At 32.1% G+C, this 15,161-nt stretch carries 14 protein-coding genes; all 14 read left to right on the top strand.

Features of this window, described 5'->3' with window-relative positions:
• Window positions 1-8 precede the first annotated feature (8 nt).
• Window positions 9-2,294, top strand: a complete 2,286-nt coding sequence (locus tag C6368_RS04855) for a patatin-like phospholipase family protein (RefSeq protein ID WP_107038065.1) — start codon at window positions 9-11, stop codon at window positions 2,292-2,294.
• A 1-nt stretch (window position 2,295) separates the two neighbouring features.
• The gene (locus C6368_RS04860; RefSeq protein WP_107038066.1) at window positions 2,296-2,640 is read left to right on the top strand and encodes a translation initiation factor; all 345 of its coding nucleotides are present in this window, start codon (window positions 2,296-2,298) and stop codon (window positions 2,638-2,640) included.
• A gap of 156 nt (window positions 2,641-2,796) precedes the next feature.
• The gene (locus tag C6368_RS04865; protein WP_159038438.1) at window positions 2,797-3,753 is read left to right on the top strand and encodes a hypothetical protein; all 957 of its coding nucleotides are present in this window, start codon (window positions 2,797-2,799) and stop codon (window positions 3,751-3,753) included.
• A gap of 159 nt (window positions 3,754-3,912) precedes the next feature.
• A complete protein-coding gene (locus C6368_RS04870; RefSeq protein WP_107038068.1) occupies window positions 3,913-4,662 on the top strand; it encodes an SDR family NAD(P)-dependent oxidoreductase in 750 nt (249 codons plus the stop codon).
• 88 nt (window positions 4,663-4,750) lie between these two features.
• Window positions 4,751-5,665 (top strand): glutaminase, encoded by a 915-nt coding sequence (locus C6368_RS04875; RefSeq protein ID WP_107038069.1) that lies wholly within the window; start codon window positions 4,751-4,753, stop codon window positions 5,663-5,665.
• Between the two features lie 395 nt (window positions 5,666-6,060).
• Window positions 6,061-6,582, top strand: coding sequence for a hypothetical protein (locus tag C6368_RS04880; RefSeq protein ID WP_107038070.1), 522 nt, complete (start codon window positions 6,061-6,063; stop codon window positions 6,580-6,582).
• A gap of 70 nt (window positions 6,583-6,652) precedes the next feature.
• Window positions 6,653-7,180 (top strand): hypothetical protein, encoded by a 528-nt coding sequence (locus C6368_RS04885; protein WP_107038071.1) that lies wholly within the window; start codon window positions 6,653-6,655, stop codon window positions 7,178-7,180.
• Between the two features lie 22 nt (window positions 7,181-7,202).
• Entirely contained in the window at window positions 7,203-8,114 is a 912-nt protein-coding gene (locus C6368_RS04890) for a DUF5655 domain-containing protein (protein WP_107038272.1), read from the top strand.
• 473 nt (window positions 8,115-8,587) lie between these two features.
• Window positions 8,588-9,991 carry an AAA family ATPase gene (locus C6368_RS04895; protein WP_107038072.1) on the top strand — a complete coding sequence of 468 codons (1,404 nt, stop codon included), beginning with the start codon at window positions 8,588-8,590 and terminating at the stop codon, window positions 9,989-9,991.
• Window positions 9,992-9,993: 2 nt separating this feature from the next.
• Window positions 9,994-10,500, top strand: a complete 507-nt coding sequence (locus tag C6368_RS04900; protein ID WP_107038073.1) for a hypothetical protein — start codon at window positions 9,994-9,996, stop codon at window positions 10,498-10,500.
• Window positions 10,501-11,063: 563 nt separating this feature from the next.
• Window positions 11,064-12,881: a S41 family peptidase gene (locus C6368_RS04905; protein WP_107038074.1), complete on the top strand. Its 1,818-nt coding sequence runs from the start codon at window positions 11,064-11,066 to the stop codon at window positions 12,879-12,881.
• Window positions 12,882-13,033: 152 nt separating this feature from the next.
• Window positions 13,034-13,498, top strand: a complete 465-nt coding sequence (locus C6368_RS04910) for a hypothetical protein (RefSeq protein WP_107038075.1) — start codon at window positions 13,034-13,036, stop codon at window positions 13,496-13,498.
• Complete coding sequence (locus C6368_RS04915; RefSeq protein ID WP_107038076.1) at window positions 13,495-13,800, top strand: hypothetical protein; 306 nt, start codon at window positions 13,495-13,497, stop codon at window positions 13,798-13,800. The genes C6368_RS04910 and C6368_RS04915 overlap by 4 nt, the downstream gene beginning before the upstream one ends.
• Window positions 13,801-14,195: 395 nt before the next feature.
• Complete coding sequence (locus tag C6368_RS04920; protein WP_107038077.1) at window positions 14,196-15,122, top strand: hypothetical protein; 927 nt, start codon at window positions 14,196-14,198, stop codon at window positions 15,120-15,122.
• The last annotated feature ends 39 nt before the right edge of the window (window positions 15,123-15,161 follow it).

Consider the following 15,161-nt stretch of genomic DNA (forward strand, 5'->3'; position numbering starts at 1 on the left):
TTTAAACCATGATTAAACTGTTGCTCAAATTTCTTGAAGGTGTTAGAACATTTTTTCCAATTAATTTACTGTTCTCACATGTAAAGTATAACCTTGTTGTTTTATTTTATTGGATTTTTCTGTTTGGAATTATCAACAGTTCCATTGGTTTAGGTATTGGTTTACCTTATTTATTTCTTTCACCTGAATACCTTGGGCTTTCTAGTTATTTGGCATTTTTTATTCTTGGAATAAGCATAGGTGGGTTCATTATGGCATTTCATATTTATAGTTATATTCAAATTGGACCTAAATATGCTTTTATCGCTACCTTGTCTCGTCCATTTTATAAATTCTCTCTGAATAATAGTCTACTGCCACTTATTTTTATTTCCAATCTTTGCTATTGTATTTATCACTTTCAAAAAAGTCAAGAATATGCTGGGGAATATGAAGTGCTAGGCTTAATTGTTGCATTAATTTTAGGAATTACTACTTTCATATTATTGGCATTATTGTATTTCTTTCCAACGAATAAAGATTTATATAAAATTACTGGAATTAGGTCAGAAGATCATCAAAATAATTCGAGCAACATTAACGCAACTTTACATCGAAAGCAGTCTTGGTATGAGCCTTTCAGAACCAAAAATGTTGACCGCTATTTCTATATAGGTTCTCGATTTAAAATCAAAAGATCGAGAAGTAGTTCCCATTATGATATTGATGTTTTAAATAAAGTATTCTCTCAAAATCATATCAATGCCTCTGTTTTTGAGGTATTACTGCTGCTTTCGTATATTTCAATTGGCTTTTTTAGAGATTACGAGTTTTTCCAAGTTCCGGCAAGTGTAAGCGTTATGATGATTTTAACCATAATTCTTATGTTGGTCAGCGCAATGTTTTCATGGTTTAAATCTTGGACATACTTTGTAGTTGTGGCTTCTTTTATATTGGTGAATTATTTAAGTACTGTAACGGATTTCTTTCAATTTAAAAGCTATGCTTTTGGTTTATCCTATGAAAAAGAGGATTTGGTACAATTCACCAAAACTTCATTGAGTGATTTGAGTTACACGGACTCCGTGATCGCAGAAGATTATACCAATTATATACAAACTTTAGAAAATTGGAAAAAACAAACAGGCAAAAGTAAGCCAAAACTGATTTTATTGAATACCAGTGGTGGTGGGCTAAGAAGTGCCATGTGGACATTCCGTGTTTTACAGGAATTAGACAGTTTGACGGGAAAGGAATTCACAAAAAATATTCAGATGATCACTGGTGCTTCTGGGGGAATGGTTGGTGCCTCCTATTACCGTGATTTGATGATCATGGAAAAAGAAAACGAAATTGAGTCTCGTTCTAGTGGGAAATATCTGTCCAATATATCAAAAGATTTATTGAATCGCTTGTCGTTTTCTATTTCTACCAATGATATGTTTTTCCGCTTTCAAAAAGTGGAGATTAACGATTACGAATATAGTATTGATCGTGGCTATGCTTTTGAGCAAGCGCTGGTTTCAAACTTGGACGGAGCTTTAAATAGAACACTGGGTGAATATGAGGAATATGAGCGTTCGGGTGAATTTCCAACGATGATTTTTACCCCTACAATAGTAAACGACGGAAGAAGATTATTGGTGAGTTCTCAACATCACGGATATTTGCAAGCATCCGATGAATTGGATGAACGTGTTGGACTGGATCCGCAGTTTGAAAATATTGAATACTTAAAATATTTTGCGAAAAACAACCCCAAAGATGTCAGGTTTACCTCGGTATTGCGAATGAGTGCTACCTTTCCTTATATAATGCCAATGATTACGATGCCATCTGATCCAGGAATGCAATTAATGGATGCAGGAATTAGAGATAATTATGGCTCTAAAATTACGGTTAGATACTTGATTGCGTTAAGAAAATGGATTCAAGAAAACACCAGCGGAGTAATAGTATTGAAAGTGAGAGATACTAAAAAGACTTTAGTGGGCGAAACATTTAAAAACATTGGACTTTTCGATAGGTTATTGTTGCCTTTTGGAAATATGTATGGGAATTTTCCTCGGGTACAAGATTTCAACCAAGATGAATTGTTTTCTACAGCGATTCGTTCGATGAAATATCCAATTGAAGTGGTAACATTTAATCTTCGTGAGAATTTTAATGATAAGATTTCATTGTCATGGCATTTAACCAAGAAAGAAAAAGAGAAAATCATTAATGCAGTGTATTCTGAGGAAAACAGTGCATCATTACAACGCTTACTAACCATTTTGAAAATGGAAGTGATTACAAAAGAAACAAAAGAATAGAATGGCAAAAAAGAGTAAAAAACGCGAAAATGTAGTTTACAGCACAAATCCAAACTTCGGTTACAACGATGAGGATGAAATGGAAGAGGAAACCCTGGAAAATAACCAACAATTACTGTATGTTTCGATCGACCGTAAACAAAGAAAAGGTAAAGATGTAACCCTAATTGAAGGATTCATTGGAACGGAAGACGATTTGAAAGATTTAGGAAAAAGACTAAAATCTTCCTGCGGTGGAGGCGGAACTGTAAAAGACGGAGAAATTCTGATTCAAGGGAATCACAGAGATAAAGTGATTGAGCTTTTGGAGAAAGATGGTTATAAAACGAAGCGGAAAGGAGGTTAGACCGATAAATCGTTATGGAGAGAGATACCGATAAATCGGTGGGGAGAGTTTTGAGGGAGAGGAATATTTAAGATCCCAAAACTTTCGGTTTCAATTCATCGGTAAAAAAGAATTTTTAACGCTTGATCCAACTTAAAACACTATAAAAACACTACAATGAAGAGAATTATAAATCTGATTATACTTTTAAGTATTTCAACACATTTATTGAGTCAAATCGATAGTACCAAAGTTCCTTTTGTTTCCTATTGGTCAATTGGTGATAGTTATGATTTTAAAATTTCAAAAATCAGACAACAATGGAAAGAAGGAAAACAAACAAAGGACGAAAAACAAGAATACATTGCCAACTTTACAGTTATTGACTCAACTGAGAGTTCGTATACTATTATTTGGAGCTATGAAAATGATTTGATCAACTCCTATGATATCCCAGAAAACTTAATGGATCGATTCTCAAAATATGAGACCGTAGCCATAAAATACAAAACTTCAGAAGTTGGTGATATCATAGAAGTCATAAACTGGAAAGAGGTTTCAGATATTATGATCAGTATGTTTGATGATATGATTGAAATTTTGGGAGAAAATGATGAAGTGAAAAAAGAAGCTTTAAGATCAGCGTTGGATCCCTTTAAGCAAGCATATAGTTCAAAGGACGGAGTTGAGCAATTAGCCTTGAAAGAATTACAATATTTTCATTTTCCATTAGGTGTAGAGTTTGATATTACAGAACCACTATTTTATGAGGAAGAATTACCAAATATGTTTGGTGGAAAGCCAATAAAGGCAAAGTCTAAAATTTATTTTGAAAATGTTGATTTTGAAAACGATTTTTGTGTGCTTAAACAAGAAATGAATTTAGATCCCAAGGACACCAAACAGATAATTCAACAGGTTTTCAAACAGATGAATCTTAATGACAAGGAGATGAAAAACGCCTTGAAAACTTCAGTTTTGGAAATTAATGATAGAAACATTTATGAATATTATTTCTATCCAGGAGTTCCACACAGAATTGAAACAAAAAGAGAGTCGGTTATTAATATTGATAAAGAAAAAGCAAGAAGAATTGATAAAATTATTATTGAATTGATTTACGACGAAGAATAGAGTGGAAAGTACGACCGATAATTTATTCTGTTCTAATTGATCAAGTTGTTGCTAAAGGAAGTTTTGTTTGGGTAAATTTCGTTTTTTGCGTTACAAACAAGACCACTAATCATTCTCATAAATGTATATTTAAGCTTTATACATCACGAATTGAAAATAATGACTAAAAATATTTTAATTACAGGAGCAACTTCAGGAATAGGAAAAGCTACAGCCATAAGACTTGCAGAAGAAGGAAATAACCTGATTTTATGTGGTCGAAGAGCCGAAAAGTTGGAAGAACTTAAAACTTCCCTTTCAAAAAAGGTAAAAGTAGAAACTTTGATTTTTGATGTTCGCGATAGAAACGATGTTGAAAAACATATTAATTCACTTTCTCCTGAATTTAAAGAAATTGATGTACTCATTAATAATGCTGGAAATGCACATGGTTTTTCACCAATTAATGAAGGAGAACTAGACGATTGGGACGCTATGATTGACGGGAACGTAAAAGGATTACTGTATGTTTCCAAGGCTATAATTCCACAAATGGTGAAAAGAAGAACTGGTCATATCATAAATATTAGTTCTGTTGCTGGAAAACAAACCTATGAAAATGGAGCAGTATATTGTGCTTCTAAAAAAGCCGTTGAAGCAATCAGTGAAGGGATGCGTTTAGACCTGACAAAGCATAAAATTAAGGTGACCAATATTGCCCCAGGAGCAGTAGAAACTGAATTTTCCGAAGTTAGATTTAAAGGAGATAAGGACAAAGCAAAGATGGTTTACGATGGTTATGAACCTTTGATCGCTGAGGATTTAGCCGATTTAATTCATTATGTTGTCCATCTTCCTGAGCGGGTAACACTTGCGGATGTAACTTTGTATGCTAGTGCTCAATCTTCACCAACAACAATTCACAGATAGATTCACTTTTGCGAATAACAATTGATGATTTATAAAGATTAATGTGATTTCGTTATTTTAAGGGATACTCACGATTAAAAACAGAAATGTGGATATAAAAGAAATAGTTCAAGATTTATACCTTAAAATCAAAGATATAGAGGATAAAGGAAATTTAGCGTCCTATATTCCTGAGCTCGAAAATGTAGACTCAACTTCTTTTGGAGTACATATTTCAACATTAGACAATTTGAATTTTGGAGCTGGAAATTATCAGGATAAGTTTTCAATTCAAAGTATTGTGAAAGTACTTTCCCTAGTTATGGCCTATCGTACACTTGGAGAAGAGCTGTGGAAGAGAGTCGGAGTGGAAGCTTCCGGATTTTCCTTTAACTCTCTCATTCAACTTGAAGTAGAAAATGGAATTCCAAGAAATCCATTCATTAATGCCGGAGCGATTGTAGTTGCGGATATTCTGCTGAGCAATTTGAAAGACCCTAAAAAGGATTTTTTAGATTTTGTAAAAAACCTTTCAAATAATAAAAACATTGGTTATTCGAATAAAATCGCGGCTTCGGAAAAAGAAGTGGGCTATCGAAATGCAGCGCTTTGTAATTTGATAAAATCATTTGGGAACATTGAAAACAAATCTGCAGATGTTCTTGACTTCTATTTTACGCTTTGTTCGCTTGAAATGAATTGTGAAGACCTCTCCAACTTATTTCTGTTTTTGGCCAATGACGGCTACACTGTAGATGATCGTAAACAAATTCTTACACGAAGTCAGACCAAAAGAATCAATGCCCTCATGCAAAGTTGTGGCTTTTATGATGAATCAGGAGAGTTTACCTTCAAGGTTGGACTTCCGGGAAAAAGTGGAGTAGGAGGTGGAATTGTAGCGGTTCATCCCAGCCAATTTGCCATTGCTGTTTGGAGTCCTAAATTAAATAAAAAAGGAAACTCCTACAGAGGTATGAGGTTTCTTGAAGAATTTACAACTAAATCCGAATCATCTATCTTTTAAAAAATGGGTAGAAAACCCAAACGATTCATCTTGGTAAATTGCAAAGCATTCACGAGTACAAAATTTATATTTTAGGAATAATGAGTAATCCCTAATGCGAAATAGCGATGTTTCAATCAATTCCATGTGAAATCCATATCAGTATTAGTGCTAAATTTCGTCAGGGTGTAGCATACGGCCTCGGTTTTGAGTTTTACGGGTAGAGTTATGCGTATATTATTCGTATAATTATACGACTATGAGATTGATGCATGTTTAAGAAAAATAACCTGTAAAAGTCTGGAATAGTGGGCGTATTTGATGATGTCACATGAAATTAATGTTATATTTGAGAGATGAAAAATAGGGGGGATATGCGTAATACGAATAGCCGCCTGTTATATGCCATTTGAAAAATGAACCGAACTGAACTATTTGATAAGATTTTAAAACAGATTTACGATAATCCAGATTCTTTTTGGATAATTCCGACTTGGTGCGAACGTGAATTTGGAATAACTGACAGAAATCTAATCGAATCAATTGTTGACGAAATGCTTGAACGTGATTGGGTTTTACCAAAAAATCGCAGCAAATATTCCGTAATGATAAAATATGACGGACAACAAGTTTATGAAAAATACGGTTCTTATTCATCATTTGAAAAATCTGTTAATAAGGCAAATAGCAGAACTAAAGCCGAAAAAAATGTTAAAATAATATTCTCAATCATTGGTGGAATTGGTGTTATTTATGGTAGTGTGTTTACTTATTTAAATTATAAAAAAGAAAGAGAAATTGACAAGCAACAAACTGAAATAAACGCGTTGAAAAAAACGATTGACTCATTACAAACCGAATTAAAAAAACGGCATACAATAAAGGCTAAAATTCATCGTGGCGATAGTACTAAAACAAAGAACATTAATAATAATTAGCTTGATTTCTACTGTGGAATTATCCGCAGGATAATTCCACGCCGAAATCATAGCCGAACCGTTGGCATTCATGAAACAGAACTTGAAAGAACGAATCGAAAAATATAAATCTGAGCTGAATAATGTTACTGAAAACATTAAGAATGACTTAATAGATTATTTTAAGAACTTTGATTACGAATGTGACCATAAAGATATTGAAGTCACTTCGATTAAATCAGAAGAGGACATTAATCAAATTTATGCCAGCCCAGGATTTTACATAATTCTGGCTGATACTAAATTTAACGATAATGAGTGCAGTTTTAAACATAAGAACCAGACAGCTATTTACCGTGGTCACTCCTATTCAACGAGAAAAAGAATTTCAAGCCATTTAGCTAATGACACCTATAACCAAAATAGAAAATCGAGAGAACCTAATTACACCGTATGCTTGAAAATAGAAGATGGTGTAAACGGAATCAACATAAATGACCCACGATACAGAGATTGGAGTTGGACTGTCATTGTACATAATATGAGAAATAGCAATGAACTTATAAGAGAACAAGCTGAACTTGCCTTTGCTGGTGCTTTCGGTAAACCATGCAAATAAAGAGAATCAGAAAAATAATATAATGGCATTATTCAAAATAAAACAACAACTGGAATATATAAAAGAAAAGCCTTTCAGATTAGAGAAAGAGATTCAAGACTTAACAGAGTATAACTTGAAAGCAGTTTTCGGACTTGACTTTGTAAAATCTGAATTTGCACTCAATAATTTCAGAATTGACACATTGGCATTCGATAAAGAAGCAAACGCTTTTGTAATCATAGAATATAAACGAGACAAAAACTTTAGCGTAATCGACCAAGGATATGCCTACTTGTCTTTAATGCTAAACAACAAGGCAGATTTCATTCTTGAATTCAACGAAAATTTGGAAAAGACATTAAAACGAAATGACGTTGATTGGTCACAATCCAGAGTTTTATTCGTTTCCCCGGCATTTACCAATTACCAAAGAGAAGCCATAAACTTCAAAGACTTACCAATCGAATTATGGGAAGTAAAACGGTTTGAAAACGATACAGTTTCTTTTGACCAAATTCAAAGGGCAGGTGCCCAAGAAAGCATAAAGACTATATCCAAGACAGATAACACAATTGACAATGTTGCCAAAGAAATAAAGGTTTATTCTGAGCAAGAACATTTAGACAATGTATCAGAAGAAATCAAGGAACTTTATGAAAAACTCAAAAGTGCAATTCTGAATTTCGACAATATTGAAGTAAAACCTAAAAAGAAATATATAGCCTTTGTTTCAGGTCGTAATGTAATAGACATTCACCCGCAACGAAAAGCATTAAAAATGTGGCTGAATATGAATATTGGCGAACTTGATGACCCGAAAAACTTAATGAGAGACGTTTCGACAACGGGACACTGGGGTAATGGAGATTACGAACTACAAATCAACTCGGATGATGATTTGGAATATATTTTAAGTCTTGTGAAACAGTCAATTAAAAAGAATAAAAAATAACGAAATGCCAACAATTAAGCATCAATGAGGTCAAGTAAGGCTTGAGTTCTTTGTGCTTGGTTTTGAACTCTGCCTTTGGTGGCGGGTTTGAAGCCTAAAAAAAACCATAGAGATTCAATACCAAAAGGTATGATTGAATTTCTAAAAATTTGCCTTTCTGTTTTTAGAAATTTGCTGATTGATCAAATTACCTTTTTCACTATGGCAACCAAGTTACCAAGCTTAATTCTATAATGAAATAAAATAGTTAGTCTTGTATATTTCCGAGAATTCTACTCCGTAAATGAATTTACTTCCGATAACACCCGCTAAGTATCATCGCCAATAAAACTTTTAAAATGAACATTTTGATTAAAATAAAATGACTACTTTAGACTATATTAAAAATATAAATAGCGACAATACGTAGCTTGGACAGTTGGCAAACATTAAAAAAAACCTGTAGTTAAAATGAATATTACTATATTTGAATTATGGAAATAGATATAAAAAATCTAGGCGCTATTAAGAGTGCTCATTTTGATTTAAGTAAAAGACTTACCGTTTTTTGTGGTCCAAATAATTCAGGGAAAACCTATGCTGCTTATATGGCATATGCTCTAACAAAATCAGGAATGAAATATTTCAAAAGTCAAGAAAGTATTTTTGTTCAAGACTTAATTAAAAATCAAGAAGCCAATTTTGAATTAATAACGGATTCAATATGGAATTATAGAAAAGAAGAAATAAAAAGTCTCAATAATTCTCTAGGGAGTATTTATGGAATCTCAGAAGATATTGCTAGTAATTTATTTAAAGACTTTTCAATTTCTGTATCTGAAACCAAGAAAGAATTTGATATCAATATTCTTAAAATGAATTTTAGCAATGAACTTAAGATAAATGATATTAATATAGAAATTTTAAAAGAAGTAAACAGTAGAGTAATAAATTTAAAATTAAAGGACACTGTAGTGTCTAAAAATAGTATTGAAATTCTTGAATTATTTTTAACATCGAAGCTTTTTTCACTTATTGCGTTTTACCCATTTACATCTAGTTATATATTACCAGTAGAACGAAATTCTATTTATACTTTTAGCAAAGAATTATCAATTCAAAAACAAGAGTTTCTAGAAAGAGCTCAGGCATTAGGTTCAAAAAAAAATAACAGAGACCCTTTCCATTGGTTTCTAAAAAAATCTACTCGTTATCCAATGCCAATTAGGGATGGTTTAGAAGTTGCAGAAGACCTTAATAATTATTCCAAAACAAAATCAGAGTTTTATTCTTTTGCAGAAGAAATAGAAAATGAATTATTAAATGGTAAAGTCATAATAACAAAAGATGGAGATGTCCAATTCTCTTCCAATAAAGCGAAAAGAAAAAAAATCCCAATTCATTTAACGGCATCAATAGTTAAGACTTTATCAAGTCTTATATTTTATCTAAAATATATCGCAACAAAAAATGAACTAATAATTATTGATGAACCTGAATTAAATTTACACCCAAATAATCAAGTTTATTTAGCTCGAGTATTCGCAAGACTCATAAATCAAGGATTTAGGTTAATTATTAGTACTCATAGTGATTATATAATTAGAGAATTAAATAACCTAATTATGGCTTCATCACTAAAAAGAACAGAACCAATAACAATTAATTCTTTCACATATTCCAAAGAATATTTCTTAGACTTTAATACAGTAGGAGCTTATCTTTTCAATTTCAAAAATTCCACATCAAGAAATGTAACTGTGTCAAAAATTCCAATATCTAAATCTGGATTCGATGTTGAGACAATAGACAATACAATTGATGAGTTAAATGAAATTTCGGAAGAATTATTTTATGCTCTTCAAAATGAAAATCGAAAGACTTTAGAGAATTCCTAAGAATGAGTAACCTTGCTTTAATTGATAATGTCTTAAATTCGGATTTCAAGAGTAAATACAATACTCTTGAGGAAACTAGTGCAAATATGTCAATTGATTGTGTAACTGATAATTGTCAATCGTTTATTTATAATTTTGACATTCAATTGGATAAAACATTTAATGGTGGTTTCTTTCCATTTTTCAGTAATACCAAGGGAGTAAAAAAAAGATGTGATTATATTATCTTTTCTGAATTAAATGGTCAATTGTTTGCTCTAATAATTGAATTAAAAGCTGGTCAACAAGGTGCAATGCCTCAGTTAAATGCTGGAGAATGTTTTGTGGATTATATCATCGATACAGTTAATCGTGTTAATAAAACATCTTTGACCATAGAAAAACGAAAAATAAGTATTCGAGAATTTGAAAGAAAAAAGAAAACGAAATTAAAAGAAATTGAATACGACCAAGAAAATCATCATTTTTTTGAACAGAAAAAGTTCAGAATTGTATCTTACTTAAAATAACGTTTGCCAACAATTAAGCATCAATGAGGTCAAGTAAGCTTGAGCTCATTGTGCTTGGTGTTGAACTCTGCCATAGGTGGCTGGTTCGAAGCTTAAAAAAACTATGGGGATTCAATAAGAAAACTTGTGATTGTATTTCTAAAAATTTGACTTTCAGTTTTTAGAAATATGCTGATTGATCAAATTACCTTTTTCCAGCTACTACCTTATATTCCAAAATTCCTTATTCGAGTAAAACCTTTGGGTAGAATTTGCAAAAATGAAGGAAATATCCAATCAAAGCGATATTATATTTTACCCATAGTGGGGCATAGTCGAACTCCATTTTATCAATTATTTTCTGCTCGTCAATTAATCGACTGTCGGGTTGACTATTGACTTTTTACGATTATCTTTAACTATTGAAAAAAAACAACTGATAAAACGCTATTAAGTTATAAGCAATAGTAATTAACTCAGATTAACATAAACTCATAATGTATTTAGTTAATTTTGGTTTTATCAAATGGGAAAAACTTACAATTCTCAAGTTATGATTCTAACTCCATATAAAAGTTACCTTGATGAAAAATATACTACTTGCCCAGTTTTGTCTGTTATTCGTTATTAATTTAAATGCTCAGAGTCCAAATTTACTAACTAATCCAGGATTCGAAGCTGAGGAGACATGGAATTTAAACTTAGCTGTTCGGCAAAAAAAAGTAGTTCACTCTGGACAATTTGCAATGAAATTACATTCAAATAATTTTGAGTGGTCAGTATTCAATTCAGATGATATATACATTCCCAAAGCAGCGCATACCATAAAGTTTAAGGGATGGGTGAAAAATGAAAATTTGGTTGGAATGGAGGGGGAAGAAATAATGAGTATTCTGGGTTTTAAATGTATGGATGAATTCGATCGACATATTGGGAGGGATCAAATGACATCAGACTCCACAAGAAACTCACGCTGGACAATGCACACAATAGACTATTTAGTTCCTTTAGGAGCGATTAAATTAACTGCTTTGGCTGGTGTTTGGAAAACCAAAGGAACAGTGTATTTTGATGATTTTTCAATTCAATTTTTAGATATTAACGGCAAAATTCTTTCAAAAGGAGAGAAACCCATTTATACCAATGATTATTCAAAAGTCTATTCAAGAGAAGAATTAGTTTCAGATTTAAAACAACTCGTTGACAATTTAAAAACTCATCCTCAATTGTATGAATTCGTTTCAGAAGAATCATTTATTAATTTGATAGAAATTCAAGAATCAAAAATTACGGATTCAATGAAAACAACTGATTTCCATCGATTAGCACAACCAATAGTTGCGAAAGTTGGATGTGTTCATACAACACTTTATGATAATCGACCGGATTCTTTGCCAGACCATTTATTTAAACTCCCTCTTGATTTATCTTTTTTTGAAAACGACTTATTCGTGATGGAAAATTATAAAGGAAACAACACCATTTCTGTTGGCTCAAGGATTCTAAAAATAAACGATGTTCCAGTTGAAACAATCAAAGAAACATTGTGGAATGGCGTTTCTGCAGATGGGAATAATGCTTCACGTAAAAAAAGAAAATTAATGGCAAACTTTGATTATGGGTATTTAGGGGCTTATGGAGTCGCTAACAAATATGCCATCCAATATATGGCTCCGGATGACGACTCTGTAATAACAACAGTATTAAATGTTGAAGATCAGTATTCTTCTGAAGAAAAATTGGCAGCAAAGCATAAAGAAAATCAGCTGCAATTTTCTATTAATCGGGATTTAAATACAGCAATAATAACAATCAAATCATTTCATTTTTATAATAATGAGCTTCAATATTTCAAAAATTTTGTAGATAGTTGCTTTCAACAAATTAATACTCAAAAAATCGAAAATCTAATAATAGATGTCAGAGACAACGGTGGCGGTGATCCTCATTGTGCATCCTATTTAATTAATCACATTTCCGAAAAACCGATCAATTATTATTCAGAAAGTTATTCATGGTTTAGAAGCCAACCTCGTCCAGATTCAGTTAAATTTTCAAGTTTTTCAAATGCCCCCTACATTTTAATCAATGGGGGGGATGCTTCAACAACAGGGCACTTCTGCGCATTGATTGATTATCATAGACTTGGGGTCTTCGTTGGTGAAGAATCGGGCTCAACGTATACCTGTAATGGCGCACAAAAAAGGTTTCGACTGAAACATACGGAATTAGTATTGGTTGTAGCTCAAGACACATATCAAGTTGATGTTGAGAATATGGAAAAGGAGATAGGTATAATTCCTCAATATATGGTAACACCAACCAAAGAAGAGTTTCTATTAAAGAAAGATGTAATTTTGGATTTTGTATTGGATAAAATACGTAATGAAACTAAACGATAAATACCTATAACATGCGCTTAAAACCATACGGGTTCTCGGCTTCGACTGATAATTTAAAAGTAGAAAAACAATTTTATCTTAGAGAACGAAGTTGGGTAAATGGTCCGTACGGTTCCAAGCGCCGAATGTTCTAGGGCATTTGAAAAAAGACAATGAAGTACAAGAATTATAAATCGGCAATTCACAATTTCACTCACTCTTTCATTAGCATAGACTATATGAAAAGTGGACGTCTAGCTGTTAATGTTTTGATTGACTTGTACAACCTCGGACTTGAAACTAAGACAACATTTGACTTTATAAATAAGACTATTCAACCAGAAAAAGTTGACTCCAAAGAGAGCAGACAGTTATTAAATGACTACTTGGATTGGCTACCAGACCACTTTAATAATCAAAACTGCGACTTGACCAAATTGGAGAAATTAGAAACAACTATTTGGACTGACTTCGAGAAAGCTTTTTCGCCACCAAGAATGAATGATACTCTTGAATTTACAGTCAACGCTGTGACACATTGGAAGGCTGACGGACGAGAAGAACAAACTATTGAGATTTCGCAGACTGAGTTGATGAAGAAGAATTTTTTGAAATTGAAAATTCCAGAAATGAAATGAAAAATGAAGTCATTAATAAAATAGTCGTCAATGACCAAAATGAGCTACTCTTAAAATTAATTGGTCAAGGTAGTCCAACTTACCAATACGTTTATCGAGAAGCGGCAGGAGTATATTGGGATGAAAATCAAATAGCCTTTAAGTCCACGCCATTTAGAGAATGGAATGTATCTGATTGGTTCTTTCATATAAAGGACATTGTTAAATCAGGATTGAACTTAGAATTGTTGATTGATGAAAAAGTAACATGGGAAAACATAACTAACGAAGAGAAAAACAAAATAAAAAACGCCCTACAATAACTAAGTCTTCGGCGTGCCGATTACGCCCTGCGGTTGTGAGATCGCTTCGCTAAGTTGGCCAATATTTCGACAAGCTCAATAGAACTATTTCGACAAGCTCAATGGAGCCCGCTGAACACCATGTTATATAGTCTGAAATTTTCGTCGAGATGGAGAATAGGGCCTCGGTTTTGAGTTTAACGGGTAGAGTTATGCGATTATTATACGTGTAATTTTACGGCTATTGGATTGATTAAAATTGTGTACTCCTTCTATGATCAATTGCAAATGCTTGTTGTAGTTGCTTTTTCAAATGAAATTAATGTTATATTTGGTGGAAAAGATATAGGCGTTATATGTGTAGTGTTTATAGGCAGTTGTTGTAGGTAACCAAAAAAAAACTCAAAATAAAAAATATGGGATTAATGATTTCTAGCATTGCTAAAATTGGAAATGAAAATTTACCTAAAAATTTGTTTAATTCATCTTCTAACTATTATCTATATATTTTGGAATATGCTGATTTTGATTTTAATGAACCTCATAATTATTCTTCGGATTATCACGAAAGCGGAATGTCACGAATACTAAATAGTTATAGTTATAATTTCCGTAATCAAGATGTTGATGTGTTAACAAGTGAAACTTTTCATAGTGACTCTAATTTGATGAGTTTGGGTAATATTTTTGGTGTTGAAAACCTTGGTTTTAGTGAATCAAGACCAGCTTTAATTACGCCAGCATTTTTGATTTCAACAGTAGAGACTTCCATGTTGAATAAAATTGAATTATTGAATATCTCAAATGAAACTTTTATTTTTTTGAGATTTGAAATGCAAAATAGAGATGCAAATACAATTCCACAACTGATAAATAAAATTTTGGATAATCCAGGTGTTGCTATTTCAAAATGTGAGAAACTTAATTTTAAAGGTATCTACGAAAATACATTCTTTTTTAAATACGATTTTAGTCTAAATGTTGATAATTCTGAAATCAAAGAATTGTTAGTAGATATTAAATCTGACACTTCTGAAATCATAAAACATCAAACCGAACTAGAAAAGGTAATTCGAGAGACAACCGATAAACAAAGTTCATTAATTATAAAAGAGTTAATGGAATGGGTTGGAACTACAACAATTGAACAAAACAATGACTTAACTGAAAAGTTAAACGAAATACAAAATACTGATGATGTTCAAATGAAACTGAAACTATCTATTCCATTTATTAAACTATTAGGAGTTGATTTTGAAACAGAATTTGACGTTAAGAACTGGACAAAAAAGATGTACGATAAATATGAATTTGAAATATTTAAATTATTTGGAAACCTATAAATGGATAAAAAATAGGCAACCTACAACAATGTATATGAA

Origin of the sequence: Brumimicrobium mesophilum (genome assembly GCF_003025005.1) — a bacterium.
Taxonomy (GTDB): Bacteria; Bacteroidota; Bacteroidia; order Flavobacteriales_D; family Crocinitomicaceae; genus Brumimicrobium; species Brumimicrobium mesophilum.